Here is a 19,530-nt window from a genome sequence, read left to right on the forward strand (position 1 = left end):
TATGAATATAACTCAAGTACCTTCGCCCAATTTTGATGATCGTACTCTGCCGATCTCGCTTTTGATTTTGCATTATACCGGCATGCAATCTGGGAAGGCGGCGCTGGAGCGCATGTGCGATTCTGAGGCTAAAGTCAGCGCGCATTATATGGTCGAAGAGGATGGCCATGTCTTTCAGTTAGTCGATGAGGACAAACGCGCTTGGCATGCCGGCGTGTCAGAATGGCAGGGAGAGTCCAATATAAATTCCAATTCCATAGGTATTGAAATCGTCAATGGCGGACATGACTGGCCGCGTGTAGATGGCAGCTTGCCACCTTTTCCGGATGTGCAAATCAATGCTGTCATCGCGCTGTCAAAAGATATCATGAAACGCCATAGTAATCTTACCGTCCTGGGCCATAGCGACATTGCCCCTACGCGAAAGATTGATCCAGGTGAGCATTTTCCATGGGCGGGATTAGCGGCTGCGGGATTAGGGTATTGGCCGAATGTGTCAGGTAAAGATCGCCGCATATTGTTTGAGCCCGGAACACGGGATCGTGGTGTGGCAATCTTGCAAAGCGGTCTAGCTCATATTGGCTACGGTGCGAGAGTCACTGGCGTTTTAGACGAGGCCAGCGTAAAGATTATAGAGGCCTTTCAACGGCGTTATCGTCCAGACCAGATTGATGGGGTAGTCGATATACATACTATGGAAATCGTCAAAGCGCTGTCAGAGAGTATTCCTAATCCAGCAGAGTTTCGCCCAATTTAATTTCGTGTTTTCCCATATACATATATATGTCAATTTTATGCAGCGCTGATGCCTAATTCAGTAGTGTTAGGTGTCTCATTCCGCCGTGGTGTTAGCCATTTGGACAGGCACTGAATCAAGTCCTTTTTTGCCAAGGGCTTTTGTAAAATTTCGTCCATACCGCTTTGAGCAAGATATTGAGCATCAGGGTCTAAACCTGCTGTGAAGCCAATTATGGGTGTGTGATCAGAGTTGTACTCATTTTCGTAGTTGCGAATAAACTTGATCGCATCAAAACCATCAGTAGCACTTAAAGCATCGTCGATGAATATCAGGTCAAATTTTGTTGTCTTGCAGGCGCGTGCAGCTAACAAGCCTGTATTCACGTAAGTTAAATTAATGCGGGGGTCGGGTAGGAAAGTCTGAAACCTCATCCGATGAGCTATATCATTATCAACAATTAGTAAGTTGAGTTTTTCGTGAGGCTCCGTCTCTGAATCAGAGCCAGACTCAGTTAGACTACCTTTCTCTTCTGCGGCGTGGCCAAATTTGCTTGAGGTTAAGTCTTGTGCATTTGCCTTCTGTAAAGGTAGCTCCAATGTAAAACTGGATCCTATGCCCGGTTCCGAGCTGGCATATAGCGTTCCTCCCATTGCAGATGCGAGGCTACGCGAAATGGAGAGGCCTAGACCTGTTCCCCCATATTCGCGAGTTGTCGAGCCTTCTGCCTGAGTGAATTTATCAAATATCAGCTCTAATTTATCTGCTGCGATACCGATGCCGGTATCTTTAATATTAAATTTTACTAGAGTTTCACCGTTGATGTCCTCACCGCTAACATTTACGTTTATTCTGCCCTCATGGGTAAATTTGATAGCGTTTCCAATTAGGTTTGAAATAACCTGCTTTATGCGGTTTCCATCCGTAATAAATGATTTAGCTATTTGAGGATTGTAATTAAATGTCAGCTCTAGCCCTTTTTCCGCTGCCGTCGGGTGAAGTAAGTCAACAGTCTCTTTGATCACGTTTTCCAAATCACATGGAACTAAATCTATCGAGAGTTTTCCGGCTTCTAATTTTGAATAATCTAAAATATCACTGATGATTTTAACCAGATGATGTCCGGATTTACTTATGATGTCCGCACATGATTTTTGTTTGTCGGTTAGATTGGTCATCTTAAGGACATCGATCATCCCCAGAACACCATTCATAGGCGTTCTGATTTCATGGCTCATATTTGCAAGAAATTCTGATTTGGCTTTATTGGCCGCCTCAGCTGCTTCTTTTGCCTTCAAGAGTGACTGTTCCGAAGCTTTGGCTTTGGAAATGTCGCGAACGTATATAATGAATATCTCACCATCTGAACTTCGGCTTCGGGAAATCGCCATCTCAGAAACGAATATCTCTTGATTAGCTTTAATAGCTTGGATTTCAATTCTTTTGTTTGAATTTTCCGAAAAGCTAAGGTTTCTTAGTTTTGTGAGTTTTTCATGAAATGCGTTCTGCGAAATGTCCGAAATGACGAACTCTGAAATATTTTTTCCAATCGTCTCTTTTTGATCGTAACCAAATATGCGCTGAGCTGAGCGATTGAACTCAAGAATTTTAGAGTCAGCGTTAATAATTATAATTCCATCTAAAGAGCTTGAGAAGGTGGCTTCTAATTGTTCTTGAAATATGTCTGATTTGGCTTTGGTGGTTTTTAGCTCACTAACGTCAAAGGCGGTTACCAAAAGCGCATTTTCACCTTGCTCGGAATCCAAGCATAGCTTTACGCTCAAATCGAACCATCTTTCGCCGTAAGATGTATTAAGTTTTGTAACTTTGCGGCTATCTCCATGCTTGCGGCAAACAGATCGAATATGTCTATAGTCTTTTTGATTTAGAAAAAGGCTTTCTAAAGGGGTGTCAGTTCCCGGGAGCGCATTCCACGCAGCTGGGTTTTTATACAAGGGTTTTCCGTCGGTATTAAAAAGTGCAATGATTACATCGGTGTGCAATAGAGCTTGAGTGCTTCGAATATTACTACTGGCTTCGCCACTAATTGTCCCCATAGCCTCACATAGCATCGCCATGCGACCGTCAGACATTAGAAACCCGCTATAAATCATATCAAGTGTTATTGGTGTTTCATTAGGATGCAGGGTCCAAGCCTCGTTAAACTGAGCGCCATGCGAAATGAATCCCGCTTGATATTGCCGAAGTCTTTCAGCAACGGTTGAAGACATGCCCTTTGAAAGATCTCTTGCAGTTAATGAGGCCTCATCTTCCGCTCCCCAAAGTCTACAGGCTTCATCATTAGCATAGGCGATGCAGTAATTATCTGTATCATAAACCCAAATGGGAGTTCTTAGCCTACGGGCCAAAGAAAACGGATCAGCTAAGCTGTTTTGATAAATGTGGGTCGCTGGGCTCATGCTCTCTGTATAGCTGCGTAATCAAATTATTAGCAGCCCACATTACTGCCACCTAAATTTAGTATAAGAAAATACTTACTTAAGTTATAAATAAATTACTTAAGAGACTGAAAACTGCAATTGAACTCTCAAGTATAATTTCGCTCTTCTTTGCTAGTCCATCGTCAAAATAACTTTCCCCATCGCGCGTCTTTGCGTCAGCTCATCGCACGCCTTGGCAAAGTCTTCTAGCGGATAGGTGTTGCTGATGCGCGGCTTAATCTTGCCCGCTTTATACATGCCCAAGATTTCGTCCATATTGGCTTGGTGGGTTTTCGGGTCTTTCATGGTCCATGTGCCCCAGAAGACGCCGCGAATATCTATGGATTTTAAAAGGGCGAGGTTTAGGGGAATTTTTGGAATCTCGCCGCCCGCAAAGCCAATGACGAGGTAACGGCCATACCAGTTGAGGGTTCGCATGGCCGGCTCTGCGAATTTATCTCCGACGGGATCGTAGACGACATCGCATCCGCCGAGTTCTTTGACGCGGGCTTTCAAATCTTCGTTCGTATAATTGATAAGCTCATCTGCGCCGTGCTCGCTGCAGACCGCGAGTTTTTCATCCGTTGAGGCGGCAGCAATAACTTTCGCGCCCATAGCTTTTCCAAGCTCAACGGCTGCGAGGCCAACTCCGCCCGCCGCACCGAGCACTAACAACGTTTCGCCCTCTTGCAGTTGAGCGCGTTGTTTAAGGCCGTAATAGGATGTTCCGTAAACAAGGGCCATACCAGCGGCTGTCTCAAAGGGCATATCGCCAATCGGCCATGTCACCATCATCGGGGCGAGGGCTTCGGACGCGAAGCCGCCATGTTGCACCATAGCGGCAACGCGGTCACCGACTTTAAGATGCGGGACGTCATCAGCCAGTTCCGTGATTATACCTGCGCATTCACTTCCCGGTGTGAAGGGGAAGGGCGGACGGATTTGATATTTACCCTCAACCATCAAAATATCAGGGAAGTTTAGTCCTGCGGCTTTCACATCAATACGAATGTGGCCGGGTTTCATGGGTTGGGAAGGCTGTTCTAAGACTTTGTGCTCGGTATAGGGTTTGAAGCTTTCAACGGTGAGGGCTTTCATGAGGGTCTCCAATTAAACTTTATATCTTGTGTTTGGGGCGGGTGGTGTTTCAGGGCTGCCGGCAAAACATTGCGCCATACCCATCCAAGCCGTGGCGGCTTCGCCTGTCATTTTGAGTTTGGTGTCCGCGATGTTACGGCACTGGGTAACGACTTGGGAAAATTCTGTGGCCGTGCCTTCGACGCGATTATCCTCTTGCGGGTCATTCCATTCCCAAATGTCTCCGCTCGGCGCGGTGAGGCGGACATAGGGTTTGGGAAGTATGGGCGCTTGGCCTTTAACCTTGAACGACCAGCTATAGGTCGTGACCCCTATATGGGCGACATTTTTTAAGCGGTCGCCATCTTCGCGGTCTTTACTAAGTATATCATAAATGGCTTGGGAGTGAGCCCAGGCTTCCATCTGCCGCGCGATGATGGCCGAGCGAGCATTCATTTCGAGTCCGGCCCATTTCACGCGTAGATCCGGTTCCGTGCGATGATAGGCTTTGGCCAAAGCGGCATATGTCTCTGTCCATGCCGCATAAAGCTGCTGCCCTGTCTCAAAGCCGTTATCGGCGGCCCATTGCCGATGCATATCTTGATGAGTTTTACCGCCTTGAAAAACTTCTATGGCACGGGTCATAATTTCTAAATATTTTGGTTCATCCGTGAGTGTCCAAAACGCCACTAAATTCCAGAGATGGAGATGTGCGAGGACATCAAATATCGTCCAGTCTTTAAATTGGGTGATGGTATCATAGTCAGTGACGTTGAGCGGTTTGAGTAAGCCCGCTATTGCGTTGCTTTCCGCTTTAAAATCCAAGGCTTCGTTAATCATGGCTGCTCATCCTGCAAGTCATCTCATCTGTTGATTATATGCAATTATGTGCATATCAAGAGAGTGGTTACAAGGAAATTACGAGGGTCTATGTCCGCTGAAATTGCAGAGTTTGAGAAAGACGCTTTAGGTTGGTTCGCGGAGAACACGCCGGGGGCGCAGGATTTCATGTTGCCGCTGACCTTTATGGAAGTGGGCACGAATCAGCAATTTGAATTTCTGCGCGATTGGCAACGCAAAGTTTATGAGGCGGGCTATCTGGGCGCGGCATGGCCAAAGGAATATGGCGGAGGCGGTCTCACCCAAGCGCATCAAGATGTCGCCACCAAAGCTATGAAGGCTCATAATGCGCCGATTATGTTTAACACCATTGGCTTGGGTTGGGCGGGCCCTCTCATCCTCGATATGGGAACAGAGGCGCATAAACAAAAATACATTAAAGGGATTTTAAACGCCGAAGATGTCTGGTGTCAGGGTTTTTCGGAACCTGAAAATGGATCGGATTTAGGCAATGCGCAATTGCGGGCTGTGCGAGATGGTGATGAATATGTTCTCAATGGCTCCAAGATTTGGACGACCCATGGGCATTACGCGAAATATATGATCTTGCTGGCGCGGACGGATTTTGACGCGCCAAATAAATATGCAGGGCTGAGCTTTTTTCTCTCGCCTATGCGCGTGGCTGGGATTGAGACTCATAAAATCCGCAAATTGACGGGTGAACACGGCTTTACGCAAACATTCTTTACCGACGCCCGTATTCCTGCCGATGGCTTAATGGGCGCGGAAGGCGCGGGTTGGCAAGTTGCCATGCAAACGCTTATGTATGAACGCAATGCCAAAGGCGGGCAGGCAGGCGGTTATTCCATCACAGAGGTTAATCCGCTCGAAATTTTGGAGTTAGCGCGAAAGGCCGAGCGCGGCGGAAAGCCAGTATTAGAAGATCCTGTCATTCGCGAGCGTTTGGTTGATTTCATGATTGAAGCGCAGGCTATGCGCCAAAATGCAGGGCGGGCTAAGCTGCCGCCGCTTAATCAAGATTGCCCGCAAGCGCTCCCCCTTATGTCAAAGCTGGTCATGACGGAGTATATGAGAGAGATAAATCAATTCGCGCTCAGCTTACAGGGGACGAAGGCTGGCTATTATGTAGACGAGCCCAATGCGGTGGATGATGGCTATTGGCATCGGGGCTATCTCAATGCCTTCTCGGCGACGATTGGCGGGGGCACCTCGCAAATTCAGCGAAACATCATTGGCGAGCATGCGCTTGGCCTTCCCAAGACGCGGTAGGCGGATATGAGTGGAGTTACGAAAATCGGATTTACTGAAGAGCAGATAGATATGCTTAGTGCGGCGGAGCGTTTCTGCCGCGAAAAATCGCCCATGGAAAAAGTGCGCAAACTCATGGAGAGCGAGCGCGGCTTTGATGCTGATGTCTGGAAAGAGATAGGCCCGCTAGGGTGGCTCGGTATTGCTATCCCCGAAGAATATGGCGGGGTGGGCCTGTCGCTAACCGAGGTCGTGCCTGTCGTTGAGCAAATGGCGCGCCGCATGATGCACTCGCCATTTGTCGCGACGACTTTGGCTGCGCAGGCTGTCATTATGGGTGGCGATGATTTTCAGAAAAAGAAGTTATTGCCAGAAATTGCGCAAGGTGCAGCTGCTACAGTCGCATTATCTGAACGGAACGCAGATTGGAATTTAGAGAATATTGATACAACTGCGCGCTTCGATAAGACGGGCTATGTATTGTCTGGAGTAAAAACATTCGTAGCAGATATTTATGCTGCAAAATGGGTGATTGTCAGTGCCAAGATGGAGGGCGGTCATATTGGTTTATTTATTGTCCCAACAGATGCCCTTTACGGAGAAGCTATCCGTCGAGAGATAATTATCGATGAAACTAAAAGGTCATATGAGTTGTTTTTGGATAAGGTATTTGTTGATGAAGAGGCGCTACTAGACGACAGCCTGTCATCGCAAATTCTTGAGCATATCCACCTCGCTGCAAACCTGCTCAGCGCCGCCGAACTTACAGGTGCGGCACAATCCTGTATCGATTACACCGTCGAATATCTCGGCACGCGGAAACAATTCGGAAAACTTATTGGCGCATTCCAGGCCTTGAAGCATCCGACAGTTGATGCCTTTGTCGATTACCAAAAGTCTCGCTCGCTCCTATATACGGCGGCTTATAATTTCGCGCAGCAAGGCGAGGGTGAAGTTGCGGTTCGAATGGCTAAGGTTAAGGCCGAAGAGACGCTCTCATTCGCGGCGGATCGCTCTATTCAATTCCATGGCGGCTTTGGATTTACTTATGATTGCGACGCGCAGTTATACCGTCGGCGCGCTATTTTCCTCGCCAGTCAATATGGGGATGCGCGCTATCACAAACAGAAACTCGCTGATTTGCTACTAAAGGCATAAGCATGACAGATAGCAGACCTTTATCAGGCTACCGCATTATCGAACTCGCGGGAATTGGGCCTGCCCCATATGCAGGACAGCTTCTTGCGGATATGGGTGCTGAGGTTATCCTGATAAATCGGCCCGGCGCGATGGGCGATATCCCGATGATCTCTAATCGTGGCAAGAAGACCATTAAGCTTGATTTAAGAAAGCCCGAGGGGGCCGCTGTCTTGCTTGACCTTGTTAAAACCGCTGATGCTATATTCGAGGGTTTGCGTCCAGGCGTCACAGAGCGCCTGGGTATTGGGCCGAAAGACTGTCATGCCGTAAATCCTAAGCTCGTCTATGGCCGCATGACGGGCTGGGGACAGACAGGGCCTTGGGCTAAAATGGCGGGGCACGATATCAATTATATTTCTATTACTGGCGCTTTGGCGGCTATGGGCAAAAAAGGCGACCCACCCGCGCCGCCGCTAAACCTTGTCGGAGATTTTGGCGGAGGGGCAATGTTCCTCGTTACGGGCATGCTCGCCGCTTTGCTAAAAGCTGAAAAGACGGGTGAAGGCGACGTTGTAGATGCCGCGATGATTGACGGCACGTCCTCGCTCATGACGATTTTTTATAGTCTGGCCGGATTGGGCCAATGGACTCCTAAGCGGGAGTCTAACTTGCTTGATGGGGCCATGCCTTATTATCGATGCTATAAGACCAAGGATGACAAGTTCATGGCGGTAGGTTGTATAGAACCTCAGTTTTTTGCGGAAATGCTCACTAAACTCGAAATTGATCCTCAGGCATTTGGACCGCAGAATAAGCCTGAGCATCATGCTGAGCAGCACCGGACATTAGAGGCGTTATTTGCTACAAGAAAACGGGATGAGTGGGCGGCTGTGTTTCACGGCTCAGATGCCTGCGTCTCGCCAGTCCTGACCTATGAGGAAGCCATTGATCATCCTCAAAACAAAGCGCGGGGCGGGCTAACAAAGCAAGGTCCGTTTACTCATCCGCGTAGTGCGCCCGTCTTTAACAGCAGTTCTGAGGACGCGCCTTTTTCAATCCCAAGCGGTGATGCGGATAGGACAGTAATTCTGTCTGAAATTGGATATGGCTCTGATAAAATCGTGGAGCTTACGGAAAAAGATATTCTAGGATAATCCTTCTGGAGGACCTTTTTTTGCGTAGATAATCTGCTCTAATTTACGCAAAATCAGAATAATTGAGCCTATTTGTCTTTATTTGCGTAAAATATTCAAAATATATTGGTTTTTCGTTGCGAGCTGCGGTAGCCTGATATTTAATGAAAAAACAAGGTGAGGGGTCAATGGATTCAATTGATGTTGATGTTTTAGTGGTCGGCTCGGGCGCTGGCGCGCTTACTGCGGCTATTACGGCGCATGATCATGGCGGCAAGGTTCTTGTTGTCGAGAAATCCGATATGTATGGCGGAACCTCGGCCACATCAGGGGGTGGCATTTGGATTCCGTGCAACCACCTTATGGCAGAACATGGGCAGAGCGATACGCCCGAAGCCGCGCTGGAATATATGAAAGCCTGTATCGGGGACGTTGTGTCTGAAGACCGCCTCAAAGCCTATGTCGAAAACGCGCCGAAAATGCTCAAAGACATGGAAGATAAATCCGATGTGTGCTTCGTCTCCACGCCTTACGCCGATTACCTGACCGAGAAGCCGGGCAGTAAAGAGGGGTGGCGAACGCTTGACCCTGTGCCGCTTTCCGCGACAAAGCTTGGCAAAGAATTTTTAAATATGCGTCCCCCGCATCCGCAAACCATATTTGGCGGATTTACGATTACCATAGCAGAAGCGCAGACCATCATCACGCGCCAAAAGGGCTGGAAATGGATTATGGCCAAGCTGATGATATCATATCGCCTTGATATTCCGATGCGGATGAAATCTAAACGTCACCGCCGTCTTTGCTTGGGGAATGCGCTTGTCGGGCGGTGTCTGACCTCAGTGTTTAAACGCAAAATTCCAGTCTGGCGCGAAACCCCTCTGAAATCGCTCATCGAAACAGATGGCAAGGTAACTGGCGCTATTATTTCCAAAGGCCAGCAGGATTTTCGCGTCAATGCCGCCAAAGGCGTTATCCTCGCGGCGGGCGGGTTTGAGCAAAATTCCGATATGAGGGCTAAGCATTTACCAGGGCCAACTGATACAAAGTGGAGCGCTACGCCGGGGCAAAATACGGGCGACGCGCATAGAGCCGCTGAGGCTGTTGGCGCGAATTTAACCCTCATGGACGCGGCTTGGTGGGGGCCGTCTGTGCGTCTGCCGCGTGATGACCGCTCTCGAGTTCTTTTCGCCGAGCGCGCTTTACCAGGTATCTATATCGTCAATGAAAAGGGCGAGCGTTTCCTCAATGAGGCGGCGAGCTATGACGAAGTCGGGCGGCAGCTCCAAGCGCACCCGAAAACAAGTTGGGTCATCTTTGACCGCCGTGCCCGCGAGAAATATGGCATCGGCCCGCTTTATCCTACGGCCGTTCATCCTGATTCAAAGTGGAATGACTCGATCAAGGCTGTGGTCAAGAAAGCGGACACGATTGAAGAGCTTGCAGACCTTATGGGCGTAGATGCGGCAGGGCTTCAAGCTACCGTTGATAAGGTCGCGAAATATTCCGAGACAGGCGTTGATGAAGATTATGCCTCAGGCAGCGCCGCTTATGACCGCTATTATGGAGACCCATCCGTTACGCCTAACCCATGCCTCGCACCGCTCGCCAAAGCGCCGTTTTACGCTTTCCCCGTTTATCCGGGCGATATCGGAACCAAGGGAGGGGTAGACGTCGATGTAAATGCGCAGGCCCTAGATAAAAATGGCAAACCCATTGCGGGGCTTTATGCAACGGGTAACACCGCGTCATCTGTGATGGGCTACACCTATCCCGGAGCAGGCTCGACGATTGGGCCGGCTATGACATTCGGTTATGTGGCAGCGAAACATATGATGGGCGCTAATAGCTGATCTACACAGGAGAGACTTATGTCATTTGCAGGAACTTGGAATATCGTCATGAAAACCCCGATGGGGGACCGCGAGATCGTGATGCTGATGTCGGTAGATGGGGATAGCTTGTCTGGCACGATGGAGGCTGATGGCAATACACTCGATATTCAAGAGGGCGATATCGAGGATGGCCGCGGAAAATGGAAAGCCGACCTCACACAGCCCATGCCCATTACCCTTGAGTTTGATGTCGGTGTTGACGGCGATGCTATGGACGGCTCGGTCAAGCTTGGCATGTTCGGCAATTCTGCAGTGACCGGAACACGCGCCTAATGATATCTCTAATAGGGGACACTCATGATTAAGAAGATATTCGTCATACTCGCCGTCTTGCTGATTGCGGGATTTATCTTTGCCAAGGTGAAATTCAAGAAAGTGGCATCTTCGGATTTTGATTTCCCTACCGCCCAGACGGAAAACCTTGCATCGCTCATCAAGACCCGCCCCGCTGATGCCCCGCCGCCTAATGTTGTTATCCTTCTCGCTGATGATTTGGGCTGGGCAGATGTTGGCTATCATGGCAGTGATATTAAGACCCCTAATATTGACCGCTTGGCCAAAGAGGGCATGCAGCTTGACCGTTTCTATGCCACACCCTTTTGTACCCCGACTCGCGCAGCGCTGATGACCGCGCGTGACCCAATTAAGCTCGGCGCAGCTCATGCGGTCTTCATGGCCTGGGATAATGGCGGTATCTCGCCGACGGAACGCTTTATGCCTGAAGATTTTAAGGACGCAGGTTATCAAACTGCGATGATTGGCAAATGGCATTTGGGTCATACGATAGAACAGCACACGCCTAATGCGCGGGGATTTGATCATTTTTATGGTCACTTTAACACGGACGTTCTCTATTTCGACCACACCTTTGCAGGGGGTCACGACTTCCAAGAAAATGGCAAACCCGTTGATCATGATGGCGAATATGCTACCAATATTCACGGCAATGAGGCCAGCCGCTATATTGAGCAGATGCGCGACCCTGATAAGCCGTTCTTCCTTTATGTCCCGTTCCTAGCGCCGCATTCCCCAATGGAAGCCAAGGATGAAGATAAGGCCAAATATCCCGCGCGCCTCGACACGCCGCGTCACCCCGCCAAGACTTATGCCGCGATGGTCGATAGTATGGACCAAGCGATTGGCAGCATTTTGGACAGCCTCGACTCGAAAGGCGTAGCGGATAATACCATTGTGCTTTTCTTCTCTGATAATGGCGGGTTTTATAATTTTGGCGGCGTGAATAAACCTTTGCGCGGCGGTAAGCTCGAAGCCTATGAAGGCGGCGTGAGGGTGACGTCCGTCATACGCTGGCCTGACGTCTTGCCGGCCAATACCGTCAATGAAAACGTTATTTCCGTTATGGATGTCTATCCAACCTTAATGAAGGCCGCCGGCGTAACGCCCAATTACAAAAAGAAAATCGACGGCATAGACCGCTGGGACGCGGTGACGGGAACAGGCGAGAAAGATCGCGGCGAGCCTCTGATTTTTACCTCTAATGTGCCTATCTATAATGAGTTTAAATATGGCGTTCTGGACGGGCCTTGGAAGCTTGTCCAATATGTCAATCATGAACGCCGCACGACAGAGGTCAAAACGGAGCTGTTTAATGTCTGGACGGACCCGAATGAAGCCGAGGACATTTCAGCGGCTAACCCTGCGCAGGTGACTCGCCTGACGAAGATATTAGATAAGCGCCTCGCCCTGCATCCTATTGGCGGACAATATGTCAAAATCCAGCCTCACCCCGGATGGCGCGCGCCCAATGATTACGCCGATGTGGTTATCCCCGCAGACCAAGTCCTACCCGATATGTGGGACGGTTTCGGGCCTATGGCAACAGGGGTCTTGCAGCAGACGCATGGCGAAAAGGGCCGGATTAAGTACGATTAAGCCAAGCGACATTCTTGGAGGACTTCGGCGGCAGAGTGCGAAGCCAGGGAACTATAGTCTGCCACCAAACCAATGCAGCTTGGGTTAGCGGGCGACAACCTGCCTTAAAAAAAGACAGCCCGCGTGGTCGGCATCCGCGATGGAATACCAAAATGAAAAATTGTTTTACGCAGTGCAAACCACGCGGCGATGATTTTTGTGTGAGGGCCTCTTAATCGCTGAGTTACCGTGGTACGATAGCTGTCGCTATCTGACGGCACAGCTTGGGCCTAACGCCTCACAAAGATCCGGCTCAATCGGAGTCGTAACTCTCCAATGCTCAATCTCATCGTCTCCCAAAACAGCAAGTGACGTCTTACCTGTCCAATTTCTGAGAAAACATATTAAAGCTCGAAACGGTTCCTTTCCATATATGCATTTTCGAAAACCGAAAATACACAGGTTCAGAGCCAATCCCTGAACTTCAACACCTATGACTATAGGGGCAAAGGGGAGAGCAAGGATTCATCTCTGGATTTAGTTTGTAAGGATTTGAGTTTGCTAGTGTTTTAAGTTTGCAAATTGAGGATTAAGTTGGGTTTCGTCGAATACGCGATAATATTTTAGCTTCAAAATCAGATTTTTTTGGTGGTTCTATATACATGTTCGCATTTTGTAAGGCGTTATGAGATGTTGCTTGCGTGTCCACAATTTTCAACTCGTATTGTTGTGTGATGTCGTTGAAAACATAATCATAAATTAAAAAAACCACGCTTGATTGTGGGTCGCCTATGTTTTTATCAGTTTTGAAACTGGCTTGGCTCTGAAAATAGTCATACATTGACTTTTGAACTAAAGCTACGATTCGAGAGCCCCAAATTTGGTGGTGATGTCCTTTATAAATCAGTTGAGATAGATAGCGTTTAGCAACATTTTTCCTATTAAAACCGAAGCTATAATTTCTCTGGCCTATTTTGTCTGAAGGAATCTCGCTTTTGATTTTGCCTTCAACATAGTCTGTAAAGAAGCCGGAAACACTACCAGTAATGTCAACAGCTTGTATTTCACAAGATACAAAGGCATCAACTCCACTTGTACTAACATCAGCAATAACAAAATCTATTGTGCCAAAACCTGACATTTGTACTTCATATGCTATTTTCGGATTCTTTGGTGCGGAACCCGGCCAGGCATGTTCTGTAATGTCTTTGATGAAATTTCTTGAATAAAACCGTCTTGGACAGATGGTAACGACTTCATCGCTGGTCTTAGGTGATATTGAACACACCGGGTAGTGAGGCTGTGAAACTTTAACACTTTTCTTTATGCAAGTGCTACCAGTAAACGGGCATGTGAAGTTTCCAAAGTCAGGTTTAACACCTGATATTGTCCGCTTTCCGAGGAGTTCAATTATGACCTCATTAGGAGCGAAAGTTTTAGACGGTTTCGTCATTTAAAGCTGAGTTTTTAATACTGTTTATGGTTGGTAGGATCGTTTTAGCAATGGCCTTTCCAAGTATAGGTGGAACTGCATTTCCAACTTGAACATATTGTTCTGTTTTATTTCCAAAAAATTCTACATGATCAGGAAAGCCTTGTATTCTGGCGGCCTCCCGAACAGTGATGGCTCTATCTTGTTCCGGATGAATATAGGCCCCCCAATGAATATCGCACTTAGTTAAAATCGTGCATGACATTCCATCCCATTTCATACGTCCATATCGTTTAGTATGATCAGAGCGTTTGGCGGATTTCATGCCATTTGGAAGTAAGTCATGAGGAATATCCCGCCAACTTCCGCCCGGTTTAATGAATTTCAACCTTTCGATATTTACTGCGCCCAACTTTGGAGCATCGTGATTCGTAATTTTAAGAGAATTTTTTCTGATATTTCGTTGATAGTTTGATTTAGGTTTTTCCAAGTAAGTTCCGTCACATAATTTTTCTCCATTTTCTAATTCGGGAAGGTCAGAAATTGAATCAAAAATTGTGACAAAGTTTTCAGCTGTATGGGTTTTTTTAGGCCAATGAATGGGTGCATTTATGCGGTTACCCAAGAATATGACTCTTCGCCTTTCTTGAGGTATTCCATAGTCCTCTGCGAATAGGGTTTTAACTTCGATTTCATAACCACGGTCATTTAACTCTGTTCTGATAGTCTCGATTACCTGTCCATTATCTATTGATTTTATTCCTGTAACATTTTCGATGACAATCCATTTTGGATAAAGCTCATCGACTATCCTCAAATATTCTTTGAAAAGGTTGGCGCGCTCGTCATCCATACTGCGTTTGTGATTATAGACGCTGTAAGCTTGGCATGGTGGGCCTCCTACGAGGCAGTCAAGGTCTCCGCGCTTCATCGACATATCAGACAATATATGATTGCCTTTCAACTCTTGAATTGGCATATCATAAAATTTCGAATTTTCATGAGCATTGGAAAATGTTTGTCCGGCAGATTTGAAAAAATCATTACCTCCAAGCACTCTAAAGTCTGCTTGCTGGAAACCTAAAGACAGGCCTCCTGCGCCGCAAAATAAATCAAAAACTGTTGGTGCTTTGCCCATGGGAATATCTATTTACTGATTCTCTGAACTTTCTATAAATTAGTTACAGAACGTATAGTGAACAAATTGCGAAGTGTCCACGTTTAATTGACCTAAGACAGGACAACATTGACACAACCCCATCACCCCCACATCATGCCTCCATAAAACATAGGGGAATATCATGAATACATTAGCAAAAATCGCCGCCGCACTTGTTGGGCTTTTTTCACTTGCTATGGGGCTTTTGGCTTGGGTTGATCCTGCCAAAGTTGGGGAGATTGTTGGCTTGGTGGGGCCTGCTGAATTGGGGCAGCATACGCTGCGCGGTGATGTGGGCGCGGTCTTTTTGGCAAGTGCTCTTGGCTGCGGACTTGCGCTGTTTAAAGGCAAAGCTATAGGCTTGAAATTACCGATTATTATTTACGGGCTTGTTCTGCTGGGTCGCCTTATCAGCCTCGTTTTGACGGGGAACGGGCCCGGCGTAATGCAGCCTATTCTCATCGAAGTCGTTTTGATCGGCTTATCTGTCTTTGCGTATAAGACCCTTAAGAGCACTAAGGCCTAAACGCTTAAGGCGTTTTAGGGTCTAGCCGCATGCGCCCGTAATAAGCTCCGACAAAGACGCGCCCCTTTTGATCAATTGTGGGGCCAGAGAACATATTATTATATTTCTGGCCGCCTAGGATGTAATGAAATGTGGGTTCTCCTGTGAGCCAGTTGACCGCCTCTAACGTCCATTCATTATCCCGCGCGCCGATGAAATAGACTTGGCCTGATCCCGTCGAGACCCACGGAACGCCATTGGGTGAGCTGATGGTTTCATTGACCCAGGCTTTTTCCAGTCGGCGCAGTTTTGGATTCCATTCGAACTTCTGAACGCCGTAAGGTTGGAACTTTGGATTATTGCCAAGGGGGCCGATAGAGGCACCTCGGCCAACACCTTCTTTAGGCATAAAGAAGGGGGTATTTCGGGGCGTATTATTGACGACCAGTGCGCCGTAGCCCGCGACAATTACGGTTTGCTCAGACTGTATCTTTGTGACCTTTTGTTCACCCATATCGGCGGGGGCTTGTCCGGCAATACGGCGGGAAGGCGCGCCTTCGAGCTGTTCCCAATCCTCAGGGATATCATCCCGCCACATGAGCACAACATTCATACGGATATCGCCATCGGTGAGAACAACAAAACGGTCTTCATCGCCAAAGCCCATCAGGCTGGGTGTTGCACCTGAGCCTTCGATATGACCATTACGATATTTCGCCGTCCACGCGCCGTCGGCCTCATCCGTAGAAAGCGTATCACCTGTCCAAATGATTTTATGCACGTGGTTGCGCGATATGGCGTAGATGCCGCCTTCCTTATCTATGGCAATAGAATTGCGCACCCAGCCATAGCCGACGCCGTTCGTCTCAGTATTTTCCGTGTCCGCGTGTTTCATGCGAACTGAGCGATATTCTTTAAGGTCAGGGGACACTGCGACCATGGTGCCGTTTTCCATGGGGAAGACAATCCACCCATCATAGGTCATGTTCATGCCGACACTGGCGCCCGCGAGGTCAGCGGGGAGCTGGAAACGCGCGGCTTCTTTTATGCCCGATCCGGCGTTATCTTTGACGGCATCAGTATAGGCCACGACGGAGCCGTCTTTGCGCGCGATGTAAAGCCAGTCATTGTCGCCTACCACCGTGTAAACGCCTGACAGTGACTTTAGGGGCAGCATAGATTTAATGGCAGTCGGCATGGCGCTGGCACCGTTATTATTATCAAGCTTTGCGATGATCTTATTGGCCCAGTCTTCGTTATATTTATCAGCATTCTCAGAAGGCAGGTGGTCGATGATATCATAGCTCTCTTCATCGAGTTTAAACACGCCGTTTACGCCATTGGTCCAGACGACGCGGCGGCCATTAGGGTAGGGGCTTGAAATACTGACGCCGAAATGTCCTGGACCAAGAAATTGATAGGTGATTTCATTTGGGTCCAAGCGGCGCGTTTTATCCAAAGGGCCAGGGATGGGGGTGGAGTCTTGTTGTGCGGGATCGCCATGCGGAATGGGATTTACGCTTTTCGCGGCCATTAGGTTTTTTTCTGGAAAGTTCATATCCATAGGCGCGGCGGTAGGGGCGCTCATTTGGGGGGCTAATGACAGGTCAAGATCAGGACGCGGCGTGGGCGGGCCGAAGTCACATCGCTTTAGCAATATTGAGGCTATAGCCGCGATAAGAAACAGCCCGAGAAATTTCAAAAATCGTTTCATAGCGGGCTTTCGATTTATTTTTTTATCGCCTTCATGATGATGTTTGAGTAACGCTCAGAATAGGGCGGGAGCTGGATAAGGAAGTCGCGAAACTTATCCAAAGGCTGGTGGACGATAGAGCGCTCATTGGACATCGTCCGAAAGCCTTCATAACCGCCAATGCGGCCCATGCCGGAATTCCCAACACCTCCAAAAGGCAAGTTAGGATTTGTCCCCGATTGCACGCAATTATTGTTGACGACGGCAGAGCCTGAGGAAGTGTTGTTTAGAAAATATTCGATATTATCATCATTGGTGGAATAGATATAAAGCGCGAGCGAATTCGTGCGCGGGGCAATATGTTGCAAAACTTCTTCACGGTTTTTATATTCAATGATGGCCATGACCGGGCCGAATACCTCCTCTTGCATAATGTCCATATCTTCAGTCACATCTGTAATGATGGTCGGTTCGATATAATTATCTTTGACATCAGCATTGCCGCCGCTGACTATGCTTGCGCCTTTGGCTGTGGCGTCATCAATCAGGGATTTGACGCGTGAGGTGTGGCGCTCATTTATGATACGCGGAACGTAAGAGGATTTGTCTAAGCCCGCACCATCGGAATTATAGAGCGCATTTATTTTCTCAGATATGAGAGTTTGAAATTCGTCCTTCACGCTCTCATGCACAATGGCGTAATCGGGCGCGATACAGACTTGGCCCGCATTCATAACGCGTCCCCAAGCAAGCTTTGCTGCTGCGTTTTCAAGTTTGGCGGTTTCGTCAATGATGACGGGGTTTTTACCGCCCATTTCTAAGGTAACAGAGGCGAGATTATCCGCAGCAGCTTTCATCACGATTTTTCCAACCGCTGTGCCACCCGTGTAATAGATATGATCAAAGGGCTGCTTTAGCAGCTCTTGCGCAACCTCTACGCCGCCTTGGAAGACTTCGGCTTCATCGCTCGGGAAGACCTTATTGACAATCTCTTGAATAATTTGGGCTGATTGCGGCGCAAGTTCAGAGGGTTTAATCGCCATAGCATTGCCCGCCGCAATAGAGGCGAGCATGGGCACAAAGCTCTCGGCTGTCGGGGCATTGTAAGCGGCCATGTTAAGCACAACACCTTTGGATTGCCGCCGAATTTCACAGCGCTTGCCCATTGTCGCCATAGAGTTTTTGACCTTCTCAGGCTTCATCCATTTCGCCAAATGTTTGCACATATAATCGACTTCGGATTTGATCATCATGAGCTCTGCCGCCACATCAAGATCATGGGTGCCCCGCTCAGAATGCGCCGCTTTGAACAAATCCTCTTGGCGCGCACGGGTCTCTACCCAAAGGGCTTTCATTTTCGCGCAGCGCTCTGAGGACGTGCTGTTGCGCAGGCGAGGGGCGGCGTCTTTTAAGGCTTGGACTTTGGCCGCGATGTCGGTTGTTTTAATCGCCATGGATTATCCCTTGCCATATTGCGGAATGCCGACAGCTTTTTGTATGGTCTTTTCGAAAGCGCGTTCGGACATAAGGTTCAGCATAACTTTCATCGGTTTAACGTCTTTGCCGACGAGATAACGTGGCTTCCAATTTTTTTTCTCGAGTAGCGCCAGGACTTCGTCTGTAACATAATCAGGGTCATTGCCCTTATTGATGGCTTCAACCATTTTCGTTGTTGTCGTCTCTCTGAGGTGAGGTTCGTAAACCCCTTTGACATCATCCGAAATACCCGTCCAAATGTCTTTAGTCGTTTCTTCGGCATTGGCCGTCATGTGGGTTTTGACTGCTCCGGGCTCTATCGATGTGACTTCAATACCAAAAGGTGCAAGCTCATTACGCAGCGTGCAGGTCAATCCCTCAACCGCCCATTTGGACATATTGTAACTGCCCGAACAGACAGGATTTGCGCGAACCGCCCCTGAGGCGAAATTGATAATACGGGAATTAGGCGCCGCTTTTCGGATCATAGGTAAAAAGGCTTGGACAACTCGCATAGGCCCAAAGGTGTTAACCTCAAAGAGAAACCGCATCTCTTCCATATTGATGCCTTCAATCGGCCCCGTACCCTTATTGGCTATTCCAGCATTATTGATCAGAAGGTCAAGTCCGCTGCCATTTAGGTGCTTTGCGACCACTTCTGAACTCGTCATCACAGAGGCATCAGAGGTTACGTCTTGTTCCACTTTTATAATATTTGGAGTATCGCCAAGTTCAGACGTATCCGCGCCCGGAAGAACGCCAGCAAAAACAGTCCAGCCCCGCTCAGCGAGCTTCCTGGCTTTCATTGCGCCCATGCCCATTGCGGCGCCTGTGATAAAGGCTGTTTTTTGAGTGGCCATGC

At 48.3% G+C, this 19,530-nt stretch carries 16 protein-coding genes; 8 read left to right on the forward strand and 8 right to left on the reverse strand.

Annotation, left to right across the window (positions count from 1 at the left end):
- The first annotated feature begins 1 nt into the window (after position 1).
- The gene (locus F569_RS0109255; RefSeq protein ID WP_026941967.1) at positions 2-757 is read left to right on the forward strand and encodes an N-acetylmuramoyl-L-alanine amidase; all 756 of its coding nucleotides are present in this window, start codon (positions 2-4) and stop codon (positions 755-757) included.
- Positions 758-792: 35 nt separating this feature from the next.
- On the opposite strand, the gene F569_RS0109260 is transcribed toward F569_RS0109255, so the two are convergent.
- The 3 genes from F569_RS0109260 to F569_RS0109270 all read right to left on the reverse strand — a co-directional run bounded on the left by F569_RS0109260 (position 793) and on the right by F569_RS0109270 (position 5,094).
- Complete coding sequence (locus tag F569_RS0109260) at positions 793-3,156, reverse strand: ATP-binding protein (RefSeq protein ID WP_026941968.1); 2,364 nt, start codon at positions 3,154-3,156, stop codon at positions 793-795.
- Between the two features lie 153 nt (positions 3,157-3,309).
- Positions 3,310-4,275 (reverse strand): NADPH:quinone oxidoreductase family protein, encoded by a 966-nt coding sequence (locus tag F569_RS0109265; protein WP_026941969.1) that lies wholly within the window; start codon positions 4,273-4,275, stop codon positions 3,310-3,312.
- Positions 4,276-4,287: 12 nt separating this feature from the next.
- Entirely contained in the window at positions 4,288-5,094 is an 807-nt protein-coding gene (locus tag F569_RS0109270) for a TIGR03084 family metal-binding protein (RefSeq protein WP_051279662.1), read from the reverse strand.
- A 90-nt stretch (positions 5,095-5,184) separates the two neighbouring features.
- Between F569_RS0109270 and F569_RS0109275 the strand changes: the two genes are divergently transcribed.
- From F569_RS0109275 to F569_RS17380, 6 genes are all read left to right on the forward strand, one after another.
- Positions 5,185-6,384 carry an acyl-CoA dehydrogenase family protein gene (locus tag F569_RS0109275; protein ID WP_026941971.1) on the forward strand — a complete coding sequence of 400 codons (1,200 nt, stop codon included), beginning with the start codon at positions 5,185-5,187 and terminating at the stop codon, positions 6,382-6,384.
- A gap of 6 nt (positions 6,385-6,390) precedes the next feature.
- A complete protein-coding gene (locus F569_RS0109280) occupies positions 6,391-7,521 on the forward strand; it encodes an acyl-CoA dehydrogenase family protein (protein WP_026941972.1) in 1,131 nt (376 codons plus the stop codon).
- Between the two features lie 2 nt (positions 7,522-7,523).
- Positions 7,524-8,657, forward strand: coding sequence for a CaiB/BaiF CoA transferase family protein (locus tag F569_RS17370; RefSeq protein ID WP_034388106.1), 1,134 nt, complete (start codon positions 7,524-7,526; stop codon positions 8,655-8,657).
- 167 nt (positions 8,658-8,824) lie between these two features.
- A complete protein-coding gene (locus F569_RS17375; protein WP_034388424.1) occupies positions 8,825-10,489 on the forward strand; it encodes an FAD-binding protein in 1,665 nt (554 codons plus the stop codon).
- 18 nt (positions 10,490-10,507) lie between these two features.
- Positions 10,508-10,804 carry a hypothetical protein gene (locus F569_RS0109295; protein ID WP_026941973.1) on the forward strand — a complete coding sequence of 99 codons (297 nt, stop codon included), beginning with the start codon at positions 10,508-10,510 and terminating at the stop codon, positions 10,802-10,804.
- 24 nt (positions 10,805-10,828) lie between these two features.
- Positions 10,829-12,424, forward strand: a complete 1,596-nt coding sequence (locus tag F569_RS17380; RefSeq protein WP_051279666.1) for an arylsulfatase B — start codon at positions 10,829-10,831, stop codon at positions 12,422-12,424.
- A 568-nt stretch (positions 12,425-12,992) separates the two neighbouring features.
- Here F569_RS17380 and F569_RS19375 read toward each other — a convergent pair.
- Complete coding sequence (locus F569_RS19375; RefSeq protein WP_084168929.1) at positions 12,993-13,856, reverse strand: NotI family restriction endonuclease; 864 nt, start codon at positions 13,854-13,856, stop codon at positions 12,993-12,995.
- Positions 13,840-14,973 (reverse strand): DNA cytosine methyltransferase, encoded by a 1,134-nt coding sequence (locus F569_RS0109310; protein ID WP_034388108.1) that lies wholly within the window; start codon positions 14,971-14,973, stop codon positions 13,840-13,842. Before F569_RS0109310 ends, F569_RS19375 begins: the two co-directional genes overlap by 17 nt.
- 163 nt (positions 14,974-15,136) lie before the next feature.
- On the opposite strand from F569_RS0109310, the gene F569_RS0109315 reads away from it, so the two are divergent.
- Positions 15,137-15,520 (forward strand): DUF4345 family protein, encoded by a 384-nt coding sequence (locus F569_RS0109315; RefSeq protein WP_026941976.1) that lies wholly within the window; start codon positions 15,137-15,139, stop codon positions 15,518-15,520.
- A 4-nt stretch (positions 15,521-15,524) separates the two neighbouring features.
- Here F569_RS0109315 and F569_RS17385 read toward each other — a convergent pair whose 3' ends face one another.
- Genes F569_RS17385 through F569_RS0109330 form a run of 3 tightly spaced genes read right to left on the reverse strand, consistent with a single transcriptional unit; the run spans position 15,525 to position 19,528 of the window.
- The gene (locus F569_RS17385) at positions 15,525-17,213 is read right to left on the reverse strand and encodes a hypothetical protein (RefSeq protein ID WP_051279669.1); all 1,689 of its coding nucleotides are present in this window, start codon (positions 17,211-17,213) and stop codon (positions 15,525-15,527) included.
- A gap of 14 nt (positions 17,214-17,227) precedes the next feature.
- Positions 17,228-18,646: an aldehyde dehydrogenase family protein gene (locus F569_RS0109325; RefSeq protein ID WP_034388111.1), complete on the reverse strand. Its 1,419-nt coding sequence runs from the start codon at positions 18,644-18,646 to the stop codon at positions 17,228-17,230.
- A 3-nt stretch (positions 18,647-18,649) separates the two neighbouring features.
- Positions 18,650-19,528, reverse strand: coding sequence for an SDR family NAD(P)-dependent oxidoreductase (locus F569_RS0109330; RefSeq protein ID WP_026941978.1), 879 nt, complete (start codon positions 19,526-19,528; stop codon positions 18,650-18,652).
- Positions 19,529-19,530: the final 2 nt, after the last annotated feature.

The organism is Hellea balneolensis DSM 19091 (genome assembly GCF_000428525.1).
Taxonomy (GTDB): Bacteria; Pseudomonadota; Alphaproteobacteria; order Caulobacterales; family Maricaulaceae; genus Hellea; species Hellea balneolensis.